22 protein-coding genes and 1 tRNA gene are annotated in these 20,154 nt (G+C 63.1%); 6 read left to right on the top strand and 17 right to left on the bottom strand.

All coding sequences use genetic code 11. From position 1 onward, the window contains the following. Positions 1-12 precede the first annotated feature (12 nt). The 9 genes from QME24_RS19235 to dapA form a co-directional block, all read right to left on the bottom strand. Positions 13-204 carry a YhfL family protein gene (locus tag QME24_RS19235; protein ID WP_182337245.1) on the bottom strand — a complete coding sequence of 64 codons (192 nt, stop codon included), beginning with the start codon at positions 202-204 and terminating at the stop codon, positions 13-15. A 113-nt stretch (positions 205-317) separates the two neighbouring features. Then, on the bottom strand, positions 318-1,526 hold the full coding sequence (locus tag QME24_RS19240) for a hypothetical protein (RefSeq protein ID WP_054905777.1): 1,209 nt from the start codon (positions 1,524-1,526) through the stop codon (positions 318-320). Positions 1,527-1,536: 10 nt separating this feature from the next. Then, a complete protein-coding gene (locus tag QME24_RS19245) occupies positions 1,537-3,381 on the bottom strand; it encodes a hypothetical protein (RefSeq protein WP_054905776.1) in 1,845 nt (614 codons plus the stop codon). A 7-nt stretch (positions 3,382-3,388) separates the two neighbouring features. Continuing rightward, the gene (locus tag QME24_RS19250) at positions 3,389-4,249 is read right to left on the bottom strand and encodes an SH3 domain-containing protein (RefSeq protein WP_009681801.1); all 861 of its coding nucleotides are present in this window, start codon (positions 4,247-4,249) and stop codon (positions 3,389-3,391) included. A 563-nt stretch (positions 4,250-4,812) separates the two neighbouring features. Then, positions 4,813-4,902, bottom strand: a tRNA-Ser gene (locus QME24_RS19255). A 91-nt stretch (positions 4,903-4,993) separates the two neighbouring features. Next, positions 4,994-5,704: a phosphoribosylaminoimidazolesuccinocarboxamide synthase gene (gene purC / locus QME24_RS19260; protein ID WP_004375217.1), complete on the bottom strand. Its 711-nt coding sequence runs from the start codon at positions 5,702-5,704 to the stop codon at positions 4,994-4,996. Positions 5,705-5,734: 30 nt separating this feature from the next. Beyond that, positions 5,735-6,493 carry an MBL fold metallo-hydrolase gene (locus tag QME24_RS19265; protein ID WP_009682009.1) on the bottom strand — a complete coding sequence of 253 codons (759 nt, stop codon included), beginning with the start codon at positions 6,491-6,493 and terminating at the stop codon, positions 5,735-5,737. After that, positions 6,494-7,615: an outer membrane protein assembly factor BamC gene (gene bamC / locus QME24_RS19270; RefSeq protein ID WP_009682010.1), complete on the bottom strand. Its 1,122-nt coding sequence runs from the start codon at positions 7,613-7,615 to the stop codon at positions 6,494-6,496. Between the two features lie 15 nt (positions 7,616-7,630). Then, positions 7,631-8,518, bottom strand: coding sequence for a 4-hydroxy-tetrahydrodipicolinate synthase (gene dapA / locus QME24_RS19275; protein ID WP_009682011.1), 888 nt, complete (start codon positions 8,516-8,518; stop codon positions 7,631-7,633). A 259-nt stretch (positions 8,519-8,777) separates the two neighbouring features. Here dapA and QME24_RS19280 point away from each other — a divergent pair, with 259 nt between their 5' ends. After that, positions 8,778-9,338, top strand: a complete 561-nt coding sequence (locus QME24_RS19280; protein ID WP_009682012.1) for a glycine cleavage system protein R — start codon at positions 8,778-8,780, stop codon at positions 9,336-9,338. A 10-nt stretch (positions 9,339-9,348) separates the two neighbouring features. Continuing rightward, the gene (locus QME24_RS19285) at positions 9,349-9,822 is read left to right on the top strand and encodes a peroxiredoxin (protein ID WP_009682013.1); all 474 of its coding nucleotides are present in this window, start codon (positions 9,349-9,351) and stop codon (positions 9,820-9,822) included. Between the two features lie 160 nt (positions 9,823-9,982). Here QME24_RS19285 and QME24_RS19290 read toward each other — a convergent pair whose 3' ends face one another. Together QME24_RS19290 and QME24_RS19295 are read right to left on the bottom strand one after the other, a co-directional pair. Continuing rightward, complete coding sequence (locus QME24_RS19290) at positions 9,983-11,053, bottom strand: AI-2E family transporter (protein WP_029887111.1); 1,071 nt, start codon at positions 11,051-11,053, stop codon at positions 9,983-9,985. A 20-nt stretch (positions 11,054-11,073) separates the two neighbouring features. Then, a complete protein-coding gene (locus QME24_RS19295) occupies positions 11,074-11,313 on the bottom strand; it encodes a sulfurtransferase TusA family protein (RefSeq protein ID WP_009682015.1) in 240 nt (79 codons plus the stop codon). A gap of 123 nt (positions 11,314-11,436) precedes the next feature. Here QME24_RS19295 and QME24_RS19300 point away from each other — a divergent pair, with 123 nt between their 5' ends. Further along, the gene (locus tag QME24_RS19300; protein WP_029887110.1) at positions 11,437-12,873 is read left to right on the top strand and encodes a M48 family metalloprotease; all 1,437 of its coding nucleotides are present in this window, start codon (positions 11,437-11,439) and stop codon (positions 12,871-12,873) included. Positions 12,874-12,927: 54 nt separating this feature from the next. Here QME24_RS19300 and QME24_RS19305 read toward each other — a convergent pair whose 3' ends face one another. Next, on the bottom strand, positions 12,928-13,659 hold the full coding sequence (locus tag QME24_RS19305; RefSeq protein WP_009682018.1) for an amidotransferase: 732 nt from the start codon (positions 13,657-13,659) through the stop codon (positions 12,928-12,930). Positions 13,660-13,877: 218 nt separating this feature from the next. Here QME24_RS19305 and QME24_RS19310 point away from each other — a divergent pair, with 218 nt between their 5' ends. Together QME24_RS19310 and QME24_RS19315 are read left to right on the top strand one after the other, a co-directional pair. Then, positions 13,878-14,120, top strand: a complete 243-nt coding sequence (locus QME24_RS19310; RefSeq protein WP_146073870.1) for a hypothetical protein — start codon at positions 13,878-13,880, stop codon at positions 14,118-14,120. A 66-nt stretch (positions 14,121-14,186) separates the two neighbouring features. Next, positions 14,187-14,987 carry a cytochrome c gene (locus tag QME24_RS19315; RefSeq protein ID WP_009682019.1) on the top strand — a complete coding sequence of 267 codons (801 nt, stop codon included), beginning with the start codon at positions 14,187-14,189 and terminating at the stop codon, positions 14,985-14,987. A 68-nt stretch (positions 14,988-15,055) separates the two neighbouring features. Here the strand turns inward: QME24_RS19315 and QME24_RS19320 are convergent, their stop codons facing one another. The 4 genes from QME24_RS19320 to QME24_RS19335 form a co-directional block, all read right to left on the bottom strand. Further along, complete coding sequence (locus QME24_RS19320; RefSeq protein WP_009682020.1) at positions 15,056-15,385, bottom strand: ribonuclease E inhibitor RraB; 330 nt, start codon at positions 15,383-15,385, stop codon at positions 15,056-15,058. 177 nt (positions 15,386-15,562) lie between these two features. Further along, positions 15,563-15,799 (bottom strand): hypothetical protein, encoded by a 237-nt coding sequence (locus QME24_RS19325; protein WP_009682021.1) that lies wholly within the window; start codon positions 15,797-15,799, stop codon positions 15,563-15,565. 200 nt (positions 15,800-15,999) lie between these two features. Beyond that, positions 16,000-18,057 carry an LTA synthase family protein gene (locus tag QME24_RS19330; RefSeq protein ID WP_009682022.1) on the bottom strand — a complete coding sequence of 686 codons (2,058 nt, stop codon included), beginning with the start codon at positions 18,055-18,057 and terminating at the stop codon, positions 16,000-16,002. Positions 18,058-18,296: 239 nt separating this feature from the next. Then, positions 18,297-18,488 (bottom strand): PLD nuclease N-terminal domain-containing protein, encoded by a 192-nt coding sequence (locus QME24_RS19335; RefSeq protein WP_009683250.1) that lies wholly within the window; start codon positions 18,486-18,488, stop codon positions 18,297-18,299. A 126-nt stretch (positions 18,489-18,614) separates the two neighbouring features. Between QME24_RS19335 and QME24_RS19340 the strand changes: the two genes are divergently transcribed. Next, positions 18,615-19,553 (top strand): ZIP family metal transporter, encoded by a 939-nt coding sequence (locus QME24_RS19340; protein ID WP_009683249.1) that lies wholly within the window; start codon positions 18,615-18,617, stop codon positions 19,551-19,553. Positions 19,554-19,578: 25 nt separating this feature from the next. Here the strand turns inward: QME24_RS19340 and QME24_RS19345 are convergent, their stop codons facing one another. Continuing rightward, positions 19,579-20,109 carry a hypothetical protein gene (locus QME24_RS19345; protein ID WP_235768617.1) on the bottom strand — a complete coding sequence of 177 codons (531 nt, stop codon included), beginning with the start codon at positions 20,107-20,109 and terminating at the stop codon, positions 19,579-19,581. Between the last annotated feature and the right edge of the window lie 45 nt (positions 20,110-20,154).

Consider the following 20,154-nt stretch of genomic DNA (forward strand, 5'->3'; position numbering starts at 1 on the left):
GTACCGCCAAGATTACTGCTGCTGAGGCAGTTTATCGATCGGGCCGCAGCCACCGATGATCTTGGAGATGGAAACCGAAGGGTGGAACAGGTAGTCGTAGGTGCAGTTTTTCGGTTGGTTGTAAACCTGGCCAGTGCAACCCGACAACAGGGCAATACCCGAAACGACAGCAACGGCTACAGTGGCCTTGAACAGCTTTTTCATTACTAAGTCCTTTAAATGAAACATTTGCGGCCATCGTCTGATGGCGGCGGGATGATACAGAAACTGAGCATTGGATCCAAGTCGCAGGGTCTTGAATGCTCAGCCCTCCCCTATCAATCGGTTTCCAGCTGGTACGCCTTGCTCACGAACACTGCTGCGAACAGGCTCTTGCCTTCCTTGAAGGTGTAGGTTTCCTCGAACTGGCCGTCTTCGACCAGCTTCTGCCCGATGGCACATTCGGAGTCGCTGTGGTTCTTCGCCTTCGTGCCGAAATCACTGCTCCACGATGACAGCCCCACTTCCTGGCAGAATGCCGCGAACTTGGCCTTGGGAACCCGCTGCTGGTAATCGTTGAACGCCTGCTTGAGCGGCTTGAAGCCGCTGTAGCTCAAGGTGTAGTTCTCGACCTTGGCCTTGCGGGCAAAGCCGCTCACCGCCTCCGCCAGCACCGCCTGGCCGGAATACGCGCTGTAGGCACCGATCACCATGGCACTCAGGGCGCTCTTGAGCTGGGTTTCAACATCGTCCAGCTCCGGCAGCGACTGGAACTCCGCCTTGCGCACGATCTCACCGACCTTGGAGCCGTCGTTGCGGTGGGTAACCACGAACGTCATCGAGCCTTCACCGTCGCTGGAGCGCTTGATGGTGAAGTCCAGGTCGACCGTGGTACCAAAGTCGCCGGTACTGCTGACCAGGAAGGCACCGGTCAGCGGCTGGCGCACGGCCATGTTGCCCCCCCAGTTGAAACTCGACGGGGCGGCGCGCCCGTTGGCGAGCAGCTCGGCCCGTGGCTGGATCTCGTCGCTGACATCGGCCACCAACACCACCTCGGCGCCCTTGGTGGCCACGAACGGGTTGCCCATCTGCATGCCCAGCAACTGCACATGGATACTGCCGTCCTTGCTGTCCCCGTCATGGGCCAGCTTCAGCGCATCTGCCTTCAGGTACACGCCGGCCACATCACGGCTGGCGTTGAGCTGGTACTTGGCCCAACCGGCCAGGCCTTCCTCAGCCGAACTGCCCTGCACCGACTCCATCAGGCCTGACAGGCCGCGCATGAACTGCTGAGCCCCGTTGGTCTGTGCAGCGGCCACGCGGATCTCCGGGTCGGCCACGGTCAGGTTGCCGGAAAACGCCGAGTAGGAAATGTCGCCCTCTGACAAGACGTCTTCCAGGAAGTAGCGCTCCTTGAAGTCGTCGTAGTAGGCCATCGCAGCCTTCTTGCCCGAGCTGGAAAGCAGGGCATAGCCACCGCCAAGCACCAGCACCGCTGCGGCCACACCGCCCATCAGCAGCTGCTTCTTGTTCATCTGTTTGATCATGGTGTTTGCCTCACTGGACCATGGCGGAAGCGTTGTTCCAGTCGTTCACGTACTGTTGGGAGACCTCGGGGGTCCAGCTGAAATCGATGCCGGCGTTGGGGAATTCCTTGGCCAGTACGGCACCGAACGATACGCGGTCGGCACAGTGTTCCTGCTTGCAGGCCGCAGGCTCGCCGGCGCTGTAGGCGCGGTAGGTGGGCACCGCGCGGCCGTCGTCCAGCGGGTAGTACGGCGTGGCGTTGGCCACTTGGGTTACGTACCAGCCCTCGCCGTATTCCTCGTCCGCGACCAGGCGGCCTTTGCTCGGGAAATCGATGTTGTAGAAGTCGCCCTGCTTGCCGGTTACATGCACCATCATCGTCGCCACAGTGGCCGAGGTCGCCGGGTTCTGCTGCTCCAGTGGCGACGCGAAGCGCACCTTGATGCCGGCCATCTGCGCCAGTGCCTCGGTTTCACGCCCCTTGAACTCGCTCATGCCGTCCTGCAGCTGCTGGTAGCGCTCCAGCACACGGGTGTGCACGCGCGCCAGTTCCTGCTGGCGCTGGCGCAGCTCGCGCTGGCGTTGCTGCTCACGCTGTACCGCCCAGTTGGCACCGTCGCGCACATCGAAGAACAGGCCTTGGCGGTTGATGCCGATGCGGTTGCGGGTGATCTTCTGCGCGTCATTGCCCCAAAGGCTGTTGGTGATGGCCGAGATGTCCTTGACGATCAACAGGGTGGCCACATCGGTGGTGGACGGCGAGGCGGTCTTGACCAGGTCGAAGATCTCCAGCGCGGCCTCCTTGTACTTGGCCGGGTCCAGGGCAAATGATTCGTCCGGGGTGACCGCCACGTAGTACGGGTCGCTGCCGAACGGGCGCAATACGCCATAGCTGGAACGACTGAAGGTCAGGTACACCTTCATCTGCCGGCCGGGGATCTCACCCACCAGGAATGCGGCCTGGTCTGCGTCGGCAGTCAGGTAGGAAACCGCCTTGTCCTTCACTGCGGCCTCCAGGCGCTTGGTGAAGATCAGGCCACTGGGGTGGGCATAGACCTTGTCCCAGTTATCGCCGCGATAGGTACCCACCGCTTTCCAGCTGATTCTGTCGAAGCTGCCTTGGCCAAAGCCGGAGGCCGGGCACGGCATGGCCGGGGTGGTACCGAACGACAGGGTGTCGCCTGCGCCGATGATCGACTTGCTCAGCACCCATTTGCAGCCGGCGCCGTCGGTTACCTGCATCAGGTTGGGGTTTGCCAGGACCACCGGGCGGCCAAAGTCCGAGCTGGGGGCTGCGGCCACTGCTGGGGCTGGGGCCGCCGCGGGTGGTGCAGCAGGGGCTTGGGCGGGCGCAGCAGGCGCTGGTTCTGCCGCTACGGCGGGCGCCGGTGCCGGTTGTGCCAGCGCGGGGGCGGGTTCGGCGGCTGCCGGGGCCGCTGCCGTGGCAGGTGCCGGGGTCGGGGCAGGTGCCTGCTCCGCTGCCGGTTCCGGTACCGGTTCCGGTGCAGCAGGCGCCGGGGCGGCAACGGCAGGTGCAGCAGCCAGTGTCACCAGCCCCAGGTTGCTGGCATTGCCCGAGCCGCTGGCGTAAAGCTTGCCGTTGCCATCGACTGCCTTCCAACTCACCTTGGCGGTCGAGCAGTCCTTGGCAAACACGAACGGCAGCTTGCTCAGCAGGCCCGTCAGCAGTTCCTGGTTATCCCAGGCTGGGCGGCTGATGGTCAGGTCGACCTGGGGTTTGCACCAGGTGCTGGCATCGCCAGGCACTTCGACCTTGATGTTGTCTTTCTTGGAATAGGCCAGCTCATGGGCGAACGCTTGCGGTACCAGACCACAAACGCCGACCACAGCCAGCGCGAGCGCGTGCTTTTTCATGGAGTCCTCAGATCAGTTCCCAGGTGCCGTTGGCTTGTTTGCAGAAGGTGTTCTGCTCTTGTTCGGTCTTGCCGTTTTGCGCCTTCAGGCTGACGGTGACCGGGCGGCAGGCCGCTTCGGCGGCAACGGTCTGGGTGGGCAGCGACTGCAGCGAGTCCAGGTCGAAGGCTTGGGTTTCCTTGCTGGCGGCAACGTCCAGCTCGTCCAGGTTTACCGCCGGGGTCACGCGCTTGGCCACGGCCTGCGCCTTGGGCTCAACGTAGTCCTTGTGCACGTAGCCCACGGTCACCCCCTTGCGCCCGACCAGGATCCAGTCGCCGGTGGCGCCCACTGCGGTGAACTCGGTGTGGTTCTTCAGGCTGCCGACCTTCTCGCCAGAGGCGTTCGGCGCGGCGCGTACGTTCAGGTTGTCGCTGGTGGTCACGTACGGTTCGTTGATCAGCTTCATCGACGGCACGGCCTGGATCTTGGGCGCGCGCTTGACCTCGACCTGCTTGGTCTTGGTGTATTCCTTGCCTGGCACGATCTGCGCGCTGGCACCAGAGTGGTCGGACTTCCAGGTCACGGGCTGGGCGCTGGCGGTAGCCTGCTGCTGGCTCAGTACTTCCTGGGTACGCAACGCCAGGGCCTGCTGGTCCTTCTCATCGAGCATATTGCCGATGCGGTTGCCGACGTAGGCGCCAATCCCGCCCGCGATCAGCGCGGCGGCAATCTTGCCGTTGCCACTGCCCAAGGTCGAACCGATGGCAACGCCAGCCAGGCCACCGATTACCGTGCCCGCTTGCTCTTTGCTGATCCCGAGCTGTGCACAGGCCGTGGTAGAAGCGATGGCGACCGCCAGTAGGGACGCGACGAATTTCTTACGCAAGTGGAGCACTCCATTGTCGATGGGGCGCACAGCCGCGTACCGCAGCCAATGGCAGGCGGCGGCAGGCGAAGGTGTGCGTTGATTTGAGAGGGGGCGCGGCACTGGTCGCGAGCGGCAATTCAGCCGCCCGGCGCTGGGCAAAAAGGAAGACCAGTACGGCGCGAAGCATCCAACGAATCCATGTCAGAAAAAGTCATCGCCCAGCGCGCGTAATCATTACGGCGTTTGGCCTGGGCGTGAGTGGTGTAGTAGAGGGCCGCATTGTAGCCCAAGGTGCTATTGGCAGTTCAAGACAAAATGTTGCGGTCCTCAGCGTCGGCAGGACCGGCCCCCTCGCGGGCACGCCCGCTCCCACAGGTTTTCAGGTGCAGCACCGTCCCCTTTGGGAGCGGGCGTGCCCGCGAAGGGGCCAGCCCGGCAAACACGATTCCAGGGCAATAAAAACACTGCCCACCGACAACATCACAGAACCATTTTGCCGATGGCTGCCCTGATCCAAACCACCAAAACGACGAAGCCCCCGAAAACTTCAACGTTTTCGGGGGCTTCGGCTACTTCGCGTATGGCGGAGAGATAGGGATTTGAACCCTAGGTACTGTTGCCAGTACAACGGATTTCGAATCCGTCCCGTTCGACCACTCCGGCATCTCTCCAATGCCGCGCATCATACCAGCGTTCTTTTAAAACGCAAACCTTTTTTTAAAAAAAATCGCGTGGTATCAGGCGCTTGCGTGAACGCACCGCTTACAGCGGCACGCCCAGGCGCTTGGCAACTTCTTCGTAGGCTTCGATCACGTCGCCCAGGCCCTGGCGGAAGCGGTCCTTGTCCATCTTCTTGCGGGTTTCTTTGTCCCACAGGCGGCAACCGTCTGGGCTGAACTCGTCACCCAGCACGATCTGGCCGTGGAATACGCCGAACTCCAGCTTGAAGTCGACCAGCAGCAGGCCGGCGTCATCGAACAGCTTGCTCAGCACTTCGTTGACCTTCAACGACAGCTTTTTCATTTCTGCCAACTGCTCGGCGGTGCCCCAGCCGAACGCGACAACGTGGGACTCGTTGATGAACGGGTCGCCCTTCTCGTCGTTTTTCAGGAACAGCTCGAAGGTGGACGGCTCCAGCTTGATGCCTTCTTCAACGCCCAGGCGCTTGACCAGGCTGCCGGCCGCGTAGTTACGCACTACGCATTCGACCGGGATCATGTCCAGCTTCTTGACCAGGCATTCGTTGTCGCCCAGCAGCTTGTCGAACTGGGTCGGCACGCCGGCTTCTTCCAGCTTTTGCATGATGAAGGCGTTGAACTTGTTGTTCACCATGCCTTTACGGTCGAGCTGTTCGATGCGCTTGCCGTCGAACGCCGACGTGTCGTTACGGAACAGCAGGATCAAGCGGTCGGCGTCATCGGTCTTGTAAACCGATTTGGCCTTGCCGCGGTAGAGTTCGTCGCGTTTTTCCATGATTGGGCTCCGCTTGCTTGAGGTGTTGGGCTAGGCGATTTCGCGCCAGTCGAGCCCGTGTTCCTGATTCGCCACCTGGAGCCAGTCCGGGTCGCACCCGAGGGTGTCGACGAAGCACTGGCGCGCCAGATGTGGCAGGTTGTTCTTGCTGCTGAGGTGGGCCAGCACCAGGTGCTGCAGGTTGTTCCAGCCCAACTCGTGCACCAGGCGCGCGGCCTGGTGATTGTTCAAATGCCCTTGCATGCCCCCTACCCGCCGCTTCAAGAACGCCGGGTAGTGACCGCGCGCCAGCAGGTCGCGGCAGTGGTTGGCCTCGATCAGCAGTGCATCCAGGCCTTGGTAGCGTTCCAGCAGCAGCGCGTCGTACGAGCCCAGGTCGGTGAGCATGCCAAAACGGCGCTTGCCGTCACTGACCACATACTGCAAGGGCTCGTAGGCGTCGTGCTCTACCCGCGCGGCGTTCACTTGCAGGCTGCCGATATGCAGGCTTTGGCCACAGGCCAGAAAACCGGCCACCTCCACCGGCTTGCGCATGCCGCGCAGGGTGCCTTGGCTGAGGTAGACCGGTACATTGTAGCGCCGTGACAGCAAGCCGACCCCATGCACGTGGTCGGCATGTTCGTGGGTGACCAGCACAGCACTGAGTTGCGCCGGCGAAACCCCGAGCAGCGCCAGGCGCCGCTCGGTTTCGCGCAGGGAAAAGCCGCAATCGACCAGGATGAACGTGTCACCACTGGCGATCAGCGTGCCGTTCCCTTGGCTGCCGCTTCCGAGTACCGCGAAGCGCACTTAGCCCAGGTGGTCCTGAATGGCGCTCAGCACGCGGCGGGCGACATCGGGCGGCGCCACGGTGTTGATGTTTTTCTCGACGGTGACCTGCACGCTTTCACCCACCTTGCTCAGGCGCACCTGGTAGCGCTCGGCACGGGCTTCACGCTCTTCCTTGGTGGGCTCGCTGCCGAACAGGCGGCCGAAGAAGCCCGGCTGGTTCTGCTTGTCTTCAGGCTTTTCCGACAGGTTGATGTAGTACAGGCCCAGGCTGCGGTTGATGTCCTCGACACGCCACTGGCCACCCTGCTCCAGGGCGCGACCTACACCCGACCAGGCGCGGTCCAGGTCGGAGCCCAGGTAGAGTACCGGGTTACCGCTGCCGTCCTCGCTCAGGCTGACGCGGCTTGGCGCGTCGAAATCACGCTCAGCCAGCAGCGACACCGAACCGCCCTTCTCGGCGCTGCGGTTCATGCTGGCCAGCATTTCGTCGACCAGCAGGGCATCGGCGCCGGCATTGGCGGAGGTGGACGGGAACGCGGGCTCGGCGGTGCTGCCGGCCGGGCGCTCGACGCTGACCACATACACCTCGGAGGTGTTGCGTTGCACGCCAGGCTCCATGCGCACACGTACGCGCACTTCGCTGTCAGCGCTGCTGGCAGTGCTGGCCAGGCGCTGGCCGAGCGATGCCGACAGCTCGTCGAAGCGCTGCCAGCTGGTGTTGAATTCACCGGTCTGCGGGCGCTCTTCGTCGATACGGAAGCCGTTGTCCTCGAAGAACTGGCGGGCCACCGGCCACACCTCGGCCGGCGAGTGCTGGGCCAGCACCCAACGGCTGCTACCGCTGCGCTGCAGGCTGTAGTCGGTGACCTGGCCAGCGCCACCGGTCAACGGTTGCGGCCGCGGCACTTCGTACTCGCCCGTGACGTTGTCATCGGCGACGTTACGCGGAATTGGCAACAGCGGGTCGAGCCGCTTGACGTTGCTGGCGTCCGGCGGCAGCTGCATGGGCGCGGTAGGGTGCGCCTGCAGGTAGTCGCTGCCGCGGTCGCGGAAATAGCCATCCTCGCCCCACAGCCAGCCACACCCACTGGTGCTGGAGATAATCAGGGCAAGGGCAGAAAGACCAGCCAGTCGCTTCATGCGGTGTACTTCCTCTTAAACCAGTACGCCGGACTGGCGCAAGGCAGTACGGACTTTGTCGTGGCAACCTTCGCTGAGCCAGGTCAGCGGCAGGCGAATACCCTTTTTCATCAGGCCCATTTCAACGAGCGCCCACTTCACCGGGATGGGGTTGGCTTCGCAGAACAGCTCTTTGTGCAGTGGCATGAGTTTTTCGTTGATAGCGCGGGCCTTCTCGGCATCGCCCGCAAGGGCGGCCTCGCACATATCGGCCATTTCGCGCGGGGCGACGTTGGCGGTGACGGAGATGTTGCCCTTGCCGCCCATCAGGATCAACTCGACAGCGGTCGGGTCATCGCCAGACATGACGATGAAGTCACTGGCAACGCCTTCCAGGATGGCCTTGGCACGGGCCAGGTCGCCGGTGGCTTCCTTGATACCGATGATGTTCGGCACAGTCGACAGGCGGATCACGGTCTCGGCCTGCATGTCGCAGGAGGTGCGGCCCGGCACGTTGTAGAGGATCTGCGGGATGTCGACGGCTTCGGCAATGTGCTTGAAGTGCTGGTACAGGCCTTCTTGCGTTGGCTTGTTGTAGTACGGCACCACCAGCAGGCAGGCATCGGCGCCGGCATTCTTGGCGTTCTGGGTCAGGTGCACGGCTTCGGCAGTGGAGTTGGCACCGGTACCGGCGATGACCGGGATGGGCTTGTTGCTGCGCTTGACGCGCTCGACCACATGCTTGATGACCAGGATGTGCTCTTCGACATCGAGCGTGGCCGACTCACCGGTGGTGCCGACAGCGACGATCGCATGGGTGCCGTTTTCCAGGTGGAAGTCTACAAGTTTGTCGAGGCTGCCCCAGTCAACACGCCCTTGTGCATCCATGGGTGTGACCAATGCCACCATACTGCCCGCAATCATGTAACTGCTCCTGCCGGAAAAAGAGAGCGGTAATGGTACTGGGGGCATCGGCCTTGCACAAGCGAAGCAGGCGGGCGGAGCATTCCCCTCGGCGCCTTATTTCGCTACCCTTGATGCTTTGATCGGTGCAGCGCGGCCCGCCGGGCCGTCGACCTTGCTCCCGGCCAGCGTCCAAGACCTCGCATGCGAGCCCCGGGCCCTGCCGACTGGAGGCTTTCTCCCGTCCTGTACCGACCGCTCATCGCTTTAGGAATGCTGCATGTCCACCCCCACCGTCCGCGAACAATTCCTCGTCATCAGTGCCTTGGGGCCCAACCCCATGGAACTGGCCAACGTCCTCAGCCGCGCTGCCTTCGAAAACCGCTGCGCGGTGGTTACCTCGCGCCTGAGCCGCCACGGCGAAACCAGCGCCCTGGTGCTGCAGGTAGGCGGCAGCTGGGACGCCCTGGCCCGCCTTGAAGCCATGTTGCCAAGCCTGGGCAAGAAGCACGGCCTGACCTTGGACGTGGTGCGCAGCGCCGACCAGGAGGTACGCCCGCAGGCCCTGCCTTATGTAGCCTACGTCAGCGCCGCCTACCGCCCGGACATCATCAACGAGCTGTGCCAGTTCTTCCTCGACCACCGCGTCGAGCTGGAAGCCATGACGTGCGATACCTACCTGGCGCCGCAGACCGGCAGCAGCATGCTCAATGCCCAGTTCACCGTCATTTTGCCGGCCGGCACGCAAATCAGCTGGTTGCGTGACCAGTTCCTGGACTTTGCCGACGCCCTGAACCTCGATGCGCTGATCGAGCCATGGCGCCCACAGAACCCAATGTAAGGAAGCGATCATGGCTGTAGCACTCGACCAACCTGTAGCGCACTTCCAGGCCCAGGCCACCGGCGGGCAAACCGTGAGCCTGGCCGACCTCAAGGGCCGGCAGGTGGTGCTGTACTTCTACCCGAAGGACAGCACCCCGGGCTGCACCACCGAAGGCCAGGGCTTCCGCGACCAGCATGAAGCCTTTGCCGCAGCCAACACCGTGGTGTTCGGCGTGTCGCGTGACGGCCTCAAGTCGCACGAGAACTTCAAGGCCAAGCAAGGCTTCCCGTTCGAGCTGATCAGCGACAAGGACGAGGCCCTGTGCCAGCTGTTCGACGTGATCAAGCTGAAGAAGCTGTATGGCAAGGAGTACATGGGCGTGGATCGCAGCACCTTCCTGGTCGACAAGGACGGTGTGCTGCGCCAGGAATGGCGTGGGGTGAAGGTGCCCGGGCATGTGGATGCCGTGCTGGCAGCAGCTCAGGCACTGAACAAGGCTTGAGATCGTTGGGGGCGCTTTGCGCCCCTTACGCGACATGAGGCCGCTCCTACGCCGGGCGGGGGCGGCCGGCAGTACTGAGGGGGCGGGCCGGCATCATCGGAAATCGCGATGCCTGTAGGAGCGGCCTTGTGTCGCGATGGGCTGCAAAGCAGCCCCAAATTTACAGCATCGGTGACACAATAGGCTCCTGCCGCGGCCAGGCATCCAGCACAGCCTTGATCAGGGTCGCCAGCGGGATGGCGAAGAAGATCCCCCAGAACCCCCACAGCCCGCCAAACAACAACACCGCGCAAATGATCGCCACCGGGTGCAGGCTCACGGCCTCGGAAAACAGCAGCGGCACCAGCACGTTGCCATCCAGCGCCTGGATGATCGCGTACACCGTCATCAGGTAGATGAACTGATCGCCCCAGCCCCATTGGAACAGTGCAATCAGCGTGACCGGCACCGTTACCACTACCGCGCCCACATAGGGCACCACCACCGACAGCCCCACCAGCAACGCCAGCAGCGCGGCATAATTGAGCCCGAGGCTGATGAACGCGATGTAGGTGGCAATGCCACAGATCAGGATCTCGATGCCCTTGCCACGGATGTAGTTGGCGATCTGCCGGTTCATCTCGCTACCCACCCGGTTCAGCAGGGTGCGCTGGCGTGGCAGGTAGCCACTGACCCAGCGGCCGATGAGTTCGCGGTCCTTGAGGAAGAAGAACACCAGGATCGGCACCAGCACCAGGTAGATCATGGCATTGACCAGCAATGGCAGGCTGGACAGCGAGAAGGTCAGCGCCCATTGGCCAAACTTGCCGATTTCACCGCGCACCGATTCGATGGCATGCAGCACCTGCTCGTCCGACACCAGGTGCGGGTAACGCTCGGGCAACAACAGCAACAACGACTGCCACTTGCCGAGCATGCCCGGTAGCTCGTTGAACAGGGTGATCAGCTGGTGCCACAACAGCGGCACCAACACCAGCATGAACAGCGCCAGCGCCCCCATGAACAGGGCAAATACCAGCATCACTGCCAACCGCGTGGGCACCCGCAAGCGCTCCAGGGCATTGACCAGGCCTTGCATGAGGAACGCCAGCACCATGCCCGCCAGCACCGGCGCGAGCATGCCACCCAGGGTTAGCACGGCCGTGAACGCCAGGAACAGCAAGACCGCCAGCACCACCGCTTCTTCATCGGAGAAGTAGCGCTGCACCCAGTCGCGAAGCACTTTGAACATTGACGATCCTTGGTAAAGACTCAGGCCTTGCGCAGCCAGTAGGTGTAGGTGCCGGCCTCGGCCGTTTCCTGCAGCAGGGTATGACCGGCCAACGTGGCGAAAGTGCGGAAGTCGCGCTGCGAGCCGGTGTCGGTGGCGATCACCTTGAGCACCGCGCCGCTGGCCAGGCGGTTGAGCTCCATCTTGGCCTTGAGCAGCGGCAAAGGGCAATTCAGCCCGCTGGCGTCGAGTACGGCGTCGCAGGTCAGGGTGTCACTCATTGCAGGGTCTCCAAAGGCATTGCCAGACTGCTTGTTGGCAGGGCTGCCTAGGATAGCGCCACTGGTCGCCAACGTGTGAGCCCGCTACAGTAGCTATCTTTGACACCGACGCGAGCTTCGTGCATGAAACTACTGCGCCCTACCCTGCTGACGCTGGCCTGCCTGTTGGCCCTCCCCGGCCATGCTGACGACCTGCCATCACTGGGTGACGCCAGCTCCGCGATCGTCTCACCGCAGCAGGAACACCAGCTCGGCCGCGCCTGGCTGAGCCTGTTGCGCGGCCAGGTCAACCAGCTCAACGACCCGCAACTCAAGGACTATGTCGAAACCAGCGTGTACAAGCTGGCCGAGACCAGCCAGCTGCAGGACCGGCGCCTGGAGTTCATCCTCATCGACAGCCGCGAGCTCAACGCCTTCGCTGCGCCCGGGGGCATTGTGGGGGTCAACGGCGGGCTGTTCCTCAACGCACAGACGGAAGGCGAATACGCCTCGGTGCTGGCGCACGAACTGGCGCACTTGTCGCAACGCCACTTCGCCCGCGGCGTCGAGGCCCAGCAACGCATGCAACTGCCGATGATGGCAGCGCTGCTGGCCGGGATCGTACTGGCGGCGGGGGGCGCTGGCGACGCCGGCATCGGCATGATCGCCGGCACCCAGGCGGCGGCCATTCAGGAGCAGCGCCGGTTCTCGCGGCAAAATGAACAGGAAGCGGACCGCATCGGCATCCTGAACCTGGAAAAGGCCGGCTACGACCCACGCAACATGCCAACCATGTTCGAGCGCCTGGCCCGCCAGTATCGCTATGACGCCAAGCCACCGGAGTTTCTGCTGACTCACCCGGTGACCGAGTCGCGGATCGCCGACACCCGCAACCGCGCCGACCAGGCGCCACCGGGCGGTATCGAAGACAGCGCACGCTACCAGCTGATTCGCGCCCGCGTGGCGCTTATCTACGAAGGCACCCCGGGGCTGGCGGCCAAGCGCTTCCGTGCCCAGCTCGACGAAGACCCCAAACTCGATGCTGCACGCTATGGCCTGGCCCTGGCGCAGATCAAGGGCGGCCAGCTGAACGAAGCGCGGGAAATGCTCAAGCCGCTACTGGCCAAGGCGCCCAACGACATCACCTACAACCTGGCGCAGATTGACCTGGACATCACCAACAATCGCCTGGCCGATGCCCAGCAGCGCGCCGAGCGCATGCAGCAGCTATACCCCGGCAACTACCCGCTGAAACAAGTGCGCGCCGATTTGCTGGTGAAGCTGAACAAGCCTGCCGAAGCCGAGAAAGTGCTGGACGAGCTGGTGAAAAGCCGGCCGGATGATCCGGACGTGTGGTACGACATGGCCGAGGTGCGCGGTTTGTCGGGCAATACCATCGGCTTGCACCGGGCGCGGGCAGAGTACTTCACCTTGGTGGGGGACTTTGACCAGGCGATCCAGCAGCTGGATTACGCCAAGCGCCGGGCCGGCGGGAATTTCCCGCTGGCTTCGCAGATTGACCAGCGCCAACGCGAGATCATGGAGCAGCAGCGCATGGTCCGGGACATGATGGGGCGCTGAGCCCCGGGGCGGCCGTGGGGCACGATCGGGCTGCTGTGCAGCAGCCCCCGGCCATTACGCCGCGTCGTGTTTGGTCACCGGCTGCTGGATGAACCGCAACATCCACTCGCCCACCAGGTCGCCCTGGTGCTCGCTGGCCAGGCTGGCCACCGCCTTCTGGTACACCTCGTCGCCCAGGTATTCCTGGCGCGCATCGAGCAGCGCGCGGGAGTAGTCGTGGACAAACTCCGGGTGGCCCTGGAAGCACAGCACCTGGTCGCGGATGTGATACGCCGCATTCGGGCAGAAATCGCTGGAGGCAATGACCGTGGCGCCTTCCGGCAGTTCGGTCACCTGGTCCTGGTGGCTGATCAGCAAGGTCAGCTCCGACACCTCAGGGTCCATCCACGGGGCGTGCGCCGCCAGCGAGTAGCGGTGAATGCCCACGCCCCAGCCCTTGTCGGCACGCTCGGCCTTGCCACCCAGGGTCAACGCAAGCAACTGGTGGCCAAAACACACACCCAGCAATTTCTCGCCACGCGCGTAAAGCTTCAACAGGTAGGCCTTCAGCGTCTGGATCCAGGCATCGGTACCAAACGAGTCTGCCTTGCTGCCCGTGACCAGGTAGGCATCGAACACTTCGCTGTCGGCGGGGTAATCGCCGTTCATCACGTTGTACACACGAAACTCTGCGGCAATTGGCTGCCGCGAGAACAGCTGCTCGAACATCCTGCCGTAGCCCTGGTATTGCGCCGTCAATTCCGGCCGCAGAACATCGGTCTCAAGGATGCAGATGCGTAACGACATAGGATTAGTCCTGAACGACATGGGTGGGAATCTGCTGTAGAGCCTGACGCGAAAGGCACGTACAAGCAAGTAGGCGGCACTGACGAACGGTCACATTTTGTCGGCGCCCTATGGATGGCTGCGCCACCGTCTAGCGAGAGCATGCTAGCGAGATGGCACATGGCCTCATAGCCATGAGGCCTGAAAGTCTCGACTACTAGAACAAAGAGTTCTCGAACATGGATAACGCACGCCCTACTGTTGGTTGTATATCCACTCATAAAAGGCAGGCAGTCAAGGCGCCACACCACGCTACTGCGATCGACCCGAAGCGCGACAAGGAAGCCAACGGGTACTCAGGAATAACAACAAGAAGGCGGTCCGCCATGTTCAGACATTCGAAAATTCGCCAAGCCGGGCTTATTTTATTCGCCACTACATTGCTGCTGATCGTGCCGAACCTGACAAGGTTGTTCGGCTGACTGCAGCAGTGGCGTCAACGGGCAGTGCGCAGGTAACCTGCTGGCCTCTTTGGTCGGAGTGTACCCATGCGCCATTGCCTTGCCCTGCTTGCGCTGCTGCTGAGCCTGCCACTGTCGGCGGCACAACTGCACCTTGAACTCGGCGCTACCCAGCGCCAGTGGAGCAGCGACGAACTGCTCAGCCACCCGCAAGCGCAGACCATCCGCATCGAGCAGGACGTAGCCTACAACCGCCCCATGCAGTACCGGGCGGTGCCGTTGGCTGCACTGTTGCCTGGCGTTACCGCCAGCGACCACCTGCAGGCGGTAGCGCTGGACGGTTTTGCCGCAGAAATGCCCGCTGCGCCGCTGTTGCAGAAAGGCCCGGCGCAGGCCTGGCTGGCCGTGGAAGACCCCAACCAACCTTGGCCACCGCTGGGTGCAGGCAAACCTGGCGCAGGGCCGTTCTACCTGGTGTGGACAGCAGCGCAGGCCGGCGGTATACGCCCGGAGCAATGGCCGTTCCAGATCGCAACCTTGCGCCAGCTCGCCCCGGTAGCCCAGCGGTACCCGGCACTGCTGCCCGACCCGGCGCTACCGGCCGACAGCCCGGTACGCCAGGGCTTTGCCCTGTTCCAGCAAAACTGCATGGCCTGCCACCGCCTGAACGGTGCGGGGGATGCGCAGGTTGGGCCGGACTTGAATGTGCCGCACAACCCCACCGAATACTTTCAGCCGGGTTATTTGCGCATGTTGATCCGCGACCCGCAAAGCCTGCGGCAGTGGCCACAGGCGAAGATGCCGGGCTTTGCCGAAAGCGTGCTGAGCAACAAGGAGCTGGATGCGCTGCTGGACTATTTGCAGCATATGGCCAAGCGCAAGCGTTAGTGGCTGCTTAGGGTAAACCCGCCCCTGCCTGGCGCGGGTGTGCCTGAGGTGATGGCCACGCAGGGCTGCTAGGCCGTGAGCCGCTCGTGCTTGACCCCCCAACCCTCCACCTCGCCGCCATAGGGCGTCACCAACTGCTCGAAGGCCTCTTCAAAGTCGCCAATCCCACAATAGGTGGCATACATGACCTTGCTCAGTTCCAGGTGCCAGCCACCGTCGCCCTCCTTCACCTGGGCATTGAGCGATTCGCCGCGAAACTGCCTGGCAGCACGGCGCGCCCCGGCTTCGTCGGGGAATACGGCATAGAACTCGATGGGGTGGATCTGGGTGAAGTCGAAACCGCCTGCTTTCATCTGGCGCAGGACGTCGCTGCTGATATCGTCGTTCTGGCTGCTCATGAAACGTCCTCCTGAATAATGCAATGGATAGACTTTCCGTGCTACTGCGCACCTGCCGGCAGCGGCCGGGCAGTACGAGCTGATGCAAGACGCGAATGTATGCGGTGCCAGCCCGCATATTAGGCGAGCACCTGCTGACAGCGTAGCGCCTGCCAAGGCACCACGCAAACGTGTGGGTTAGGGCTGTTCCTCAATGCTTTTGATCATTACGCCGCTGTGCTCACGCAGCCAGCGTGCAGTGGGGGAAATGCTGCGGTCCTGGAAGTCGTTGAGGTCCAGCTCGGCCATTACCGGAAACAGGTGAGAACGAATGGCCCTCGCCGCCTCCTCCTCGCTAGGACGATGCTCGGCTTTCAACACCAGAGTGGACGGTTCGCCCTTCTGGTCGGCAAAAATGACTTCCCACTCTTTCATCTAACGGACCCTCTGAGTCAAGGAACACAGGGTGTGTGTTACGCCTGAACAACTGACCTTGGGGCAGGGAGAATGTTCAGTAGGATGAAAGCGGCAGGCGTCGAAACGTGGGGCCCCCATCGCGACCCAGGGCCGCCCGCAGGGGTAGCGCCAGCACGAAGCTGGCGCAGCCACTGTGGCAGCGGGTGACCCGCGAGCTTTTACTTCGGCGTGCCGTGCACCACACCGGCGGTGTTGTCCAGCAGGCTCTTGGTGGCGGTCTGGATGTACGCTTCAAGCTGCTTGAGCAATTGCGGCTGGTCGGGGCTTTCGATCAGCTCGGCCTTGAACTCGCTGCCCAACTGGTAGCGGTACATGCGCGGGGTCATGTCCTTGGACTCGATCAGAATGCGGTCGCCCTGTACCAGGCCGACGATCTGTTCGCTGCCCGACGGCTTGATCATGCCCACGCCCTGGTCGCCCTCAGGCAGGTTGAGCAGGTCGCGCCCCCAGCACTGGTGGCGGGCCTTGCCACCCAGGCGGCCCATGATGGTCGGCACGATGTCGACCTGGGTGCCCACGGTGTGGTTGACCGCACCGAACTTCTCCTGAATGCCCGGGGCAATCAGCAGCAGCGGCACATTGAAACGGCCCAGGTCCAGCTCGGTGACCTGCTGGTGGTTGCCGAAACCGTGGTCGCCAACGATCACGAACAGGGTGTCCTTGAAGTACGGCTCTTTGCGCGCCTTCTCGAAGAACTGGCCCAGCGCCCAGTCCGAATAACGCATGGCGGTCAGGTGCTCGTCCAGGCGGCCCTGGCCGGTCACCTTCTCGACGGGCAGGTCTTTGGGCAGCGCATACGGGGTGTGGTTGGACAGGGTCTGCAGCAACGCATAGATCGGCTTCTTGCCGTCGTGCTTGGCCAGCTCCTCGTTGCCGCGGTCGAACATGTCCTGGTCGGACACGCCCCAGGTGGGGTCAGAGAACACCGGGTTGACGAAGTCGTTGCGGCCAATGAAGGTGGTCATGCCCTGGTTGCCGAAGAACCCGGACTGGTTGTCCCAGGCGAAGTCGCCGTTGTAGACGTAGACGTCGTCGTAGTCACGGGCGCTGAGCAGGGCTGGCAGGCCCGACAGCTTGTGGCCGCCTTCCGGGGTTTGCATCAGGTATTCGAAGCCCGGCAGGTTGGGGAAGCAGGCCATGGTGGCAAACATGCCCTGGTGGGTGTGCGTGCCGTTGGAGAAGAAGCGGTCGAACAGCAGGCCCTCTTTGGCCAGCTTGTCGAAGTACGGGGTGATGTTGTTCGGGCTACCCAGCGCACCGACCGAGTGGCCGGCAAAGCTTTCCATCAGGATCACCACCACGTTCTTGACCGGCAGGGTGCGCTCGGCCGGCGGCAGGAAGTCGCGGCGCACGGCAGCTTCGTCGGCATCGACCAGGGTGTCGTTCGGCGTCAGCAATTGCTTGCGCACGGTTTCGGTGGCCAGGCCCTGCTCCAGTACCGGCTTCCAGATGTTGGCGCGGTCTTCGCCGAAGCGGCTCTTGGCGGCGTCGATCAGGGTCAGGGTGCCGTTCAGGCCCAGCTGGTTGACGAAGTTGGAGTCGGTGGTGAACGCATCGCCCCAGCGCATCGGCGGGCCTTGGCGTAGCGTGCCACGGGCGGCGACCACGGCCACCAGCAAGACCACCATGAACACGGCCAGGCGGTTGTACCACGGCGCCACGCGTTGTGCGCCCTGGCCCCGGGTGATGCGGTCGATGCCCTTGAACAGCAGGCTCAGCAGCCAGGTGCCGAAGGCCCAGGCCAACAGATAGCGCACCACCGGGAAGCCGTACCAGAGCATGCTCAGTACGGTTTTCGGGTCTTCCTTGATGTACTGGAAGACCAGGCCGTTGAGGCGCTGGTGGAACTCGCGGTAGAAGTCCATTTCCATCAGGCCAAGGAACATCACCACGCTGGAGGTGAGTGTCAGCCAGAAACGGAACACTCCTCGCCGGGCCATGGCCCAGGGGCTGAGCATGGCCAGCAACAGCGGAATGCTGAGGTACACCACCACCCGCAGGTCGAAGCGCAAGCCATTGATGAAGCCTTCGGCGACGGTGGAGTAAGGGGTATCGCCGACCATATCGCTGTTGTAGACCAACAGCGCCAGGCGCACGAGGCTGAGCATCAGCATGATCACCAGGCCGCTGAGCAGCGTGTAGGCCAGGTGGGATTTCAGGGTGGGCGAGAACGGTGCTCGCGCGCCCCGTTGCTTCAAGGCGTCCGTGTTAGCCATGAATGGGAAGGTCCTAGGATTGCGGGTTGCGAAGAGGGCGCTGGCACTGGGCCAACGCAGCATTGTGCGGGTGCGGATTCTGTTTAAACCAATGTGAAAATTTTGTCACGCGGGTGTTGCAGCTTTTGTCTGTTCCGGCCCTATCGCCGGCAAGCCGGCTCCCACAGGGTCTCCACAGCCCCAGGCATTGTGGGGGCCTGTGGGAGCCGGCTTGCCGGCGATAGGGCCAGCACAGGCATTCAGATCCGCACATTCCCCCGCGGCCCGGCGATGGCCCAGATCACCAGGCCCACCACGGGCAGCAGTGCGATCAGCAAAATCCACAACACCTTGCTGCCCACCTCGCTGCCGCTCTTGATCACGTTGAGGATGGCCCAGATATCCAGCGCCAGAATGATCAGCCCAACCAGGCTGTTGAATGTCGACCCCATGCTTTGACTCCCTTTCAAAGGCTGTGCTGCACAGCATAGTCAGCTATCACGGCAATAGAAGGGAATCCTTGGCGGTGGCGGCAGGTCCCTGAGTAAACTGCCAGCAGCCATTGAACCGAGGTCCGCATGCCCGTCGCACAGCCGCAAAGCCCTACCCCACCCTCGCTGCGCAACGCCTGGCGCCAACAGGTCGTGAATGCCCCGTGGCTCAGCGCCGGGCTGGCGCTGAGCCTGCTGGCGGTCTGTGCATTGCTGGCGGCCAGCTTCTGGAACGCGGTGAACGGCGACCATGCCGACAACCTGCACCTGGCGCTGCTGGGCGGGTTGTCGGGGTTCGGCGCCACGGCACTGGGGGCAGTGCTGGCGGTGGTGCTGCGCGATGTGAGCGCACGCACCCAGGACGTGATGCTGGGCTTCGCCGCCGGCATGATGCTGGCAGCCAGTTCGTTTTCGCTGATTCTGCCGGGGCTGGACGCCGCCCGCGAAATCACCGGCAGCGGCCCGGCGGCGGCGTTCACCGTGGTGCTGGGCATGGGCCTGGGCGTGCTACTGATGCTAGGCCTGGACCGCTTCACCCCGCACGAGCATGAAAGCACCGGCCCGTGTGGCCCCGATGCCGAGCGCATCAACCGGGTGTGGCTGTTCGTGCTGGCGATCACCTTGCACAACCTGCCAGAGGGCATGGCGATTGGCGTGAGCTTTGCCAACGGCGACCTGAACATCGGCCTGCCGCTGACCAGCGCCATTGCCATCCAGGATATTCCCGAAGGCCTGGCCGTGGCGCTGGCCTTGCGCGCTACCGGCTTGTCGAACTTCAAGGCTGCGCTGGTGGCCATTGGTTCGGGGCTGATGGAACCGCTGGGGGCGGTGATCGGGCTCGGCATCTCGACCGGCTTCGCCCTCGCCTACCCCATCAGCATGGGCCTGGCGGCGGGGGCGATGATCTTCGTGGTCAGCCACGAAGTGATCCCCGAAACACACCGCAACGGGCACCAGACGGCGGCGACCCTGGGGTTGATGGGTGGGTTTGCCGTCATGATGTTTCTGGATACCGCGCTGGGCTGAAGTTTTGGGTTGGCTGTACAGGCCCTCAGGCATGCACGGCAACTTTCAGCGCTTCAAGGGCTGGCTCGACCTTGATCCCCAGCTCCGCGCCCAGTTCCAGCACCCGCGCCAGGTCGTGCTGGCCCACCATCACCATCTGCAGCTCGTCATCCAGCAATTGGCTGAAGTTCAGCAGCACATAACCGCCGGCCTCCTTGTTCAGCGCGCCCATCTGCACCTGAATGCGGTTCAAGGCAGTCAGCGGCTCGGTGCGGGCCAGTTGTTTGGGCTTGAGGGTGAACGGCACGCTGTTGTCGAACGAGTCGCTGATCTGCTGGAACAGCGCCAGGTAGCTGTCGGCCTGGAACACCACGGTGTCCGGCAGGCTGCCCAGCACCACCCATTCGCCCAGCGGGATCGGGAAGGTGTCGTCGTAGTTGATATCAGGGTTGGCGGCGAGGAACGCGGCCGGGTCGGCGTAAGCCTGAGCGGCCTCGTCGGCGATGCGCTCGATGTCGGCCTCGCGCATGCAGCCAGCACCAATGAGGCTGATGAATTCGAGCAACTGAGTTTTCATGAGGGGGGCCTGCGGCGGGTGAAAGTCGCCAAGGATAGCCGCAAA

The sequence above is a fragment of the Pseudomonas sp. PARCl1 genome (genome assembly GCF_947311875.1).
Lineage (GTDB): Bacteria > Pseudomonadota > Gammaproteobacteria > Pseudomonadales > Pseudomonadaceae > Aquipseudomonas > Aquipseudomonas juntendi.

Coding starts and splice junctions, on each gene's coding strand:
- QME24_RS19235 (WP_182337245.1), bottom strand. CDS start 204: ATGAAAAAGCTGTTCAAGGCCACTGTAGCCGTTGCTGTCGTTTCGGGT.
- QME24_RS19240 (WP_054905777.1), bottom strand. CDS start 1,526: ATGATCAAACAGATGAACAAGAAGCAGCTGCTGATGGGCGGTGTGGCC.
- QME24_RS19245 (WP_054905776.1), bottom strand. CDS start 3,381: ATGAAAAAGCACGCGCTCGCGCTGGCTGTGGTCGGCGTTTGTGGTCTG.
- purC (WP_004375217.1), bottom strand. CDS start 5,704: ATGGAAAAACGCGACGAACTCTACCGCGGCAAGGCCAAATCGGTTTAC.
- bamC (WP_009682010.1), bottom strand. CDS start 7,615: ATGAAGCGACTGGCTGGTCTTTCTGCCCTTGCCCTGATTATCTCCAGC.
- dapA (WP_009682011.1), bottom strand. CDS start 8,518: ATGATTGCGGGCAGTATGGTGGCATTGGTCACACCCATGGATGCACAA.
- QME24_RS19280 (WP_009682012.1), top strand. CDS start 8,778: ATGTCCACCCCCACCGTCCGCGAACAATTCCTCGTCATCAGTGCCTTG.
- QME24_RS19285 (WP_009682013.1), top strand. CDS start 9,349: ATGGCTGTAGCACTCGACCAACCTGTAGCGCACTTCCAGGCCCAGGCC.
- QME24_RS19290 (WP_029887111.1), bottom strand. CDS start 11,053: ATGTTCAAAGTGCTTCGCGACTGGGTGCAGCGCTACTTCTCCGATGAA.
- QME24_RS19295 (WP_009682015.1), bottom strand. CDS start 11,313: ATGAGTGACACCCTGACCTGCGACGCCGTACTCGACGCCAGCGGGCTG.
- QME24_RS19300 (WP_029887110.1), top strand. CDS start 11,437: ATGAAACTACTGCGCCCTACCCTGCTGACGCTGGCCTGCCTGTTGGCC.
- QME24_RS19305 (WP_009682018.1), bottom strand. CDS start 13,659: ATGTCGTTACGCATCTGCATCCTTGAGACCGATGTTCTGCGGCCGGAA.
- QME24_RS19310 (WP_146073870.1), top strand. CDS start 13,878: ATGGATAACGCACGCCCTACTGTTGGTTGTATATCCACTCATAAAAGG.
- QME24_RS19315 (WP_009682019.1), top strand. CDS start 14,187: ATGCGCCATTGCCTTGCCCTGCTTGCGCTGCTGCTGAGCCTGCCACTG.
- QME24_RS19320 (WP_009682020.1), bottom strand. CDS start 15,385: ATGAGCAGCCAGAACGACGATATCAGCAGCGACGTCCTGCGCCAGATG.
- QME24_RS19325 (WP_009682021.1), bottom strand. CDS start 15,799: ATGAAAGAGTGGGAAGTCATTTTTGCCGACCAGAAGGGCGAACCGTCC.
- QME24_RS19330 (WP_009682022.1), bottom strand. CDS start 18,057: ATGGCTAACACGGACGCCTTGAAGCAACGGGGCGCGCGAGCACCGTTC.
- QME24_RS19335 (WP_009683250.1), bottom strand. CDS start 18,488: ATGGGGTCGACATTCAACAGCCTGGTTGGGCTGATCATTCTGGCGCTG.
- QME24_RS19340 (WP_009683249.1), top strand. CDS start 18,615: ATGCCCGTCGCACAGCCGCAAAGCCCTACCCCACCCTCGCTGCGCAAC.
- QME24_RS19345 (WP_235768617.1), bottom strand. CDS start 20,109: ATGAAAACTCAGTTGCTCGAATTCATCAGCCTCATTGGTGCTGGCTGC.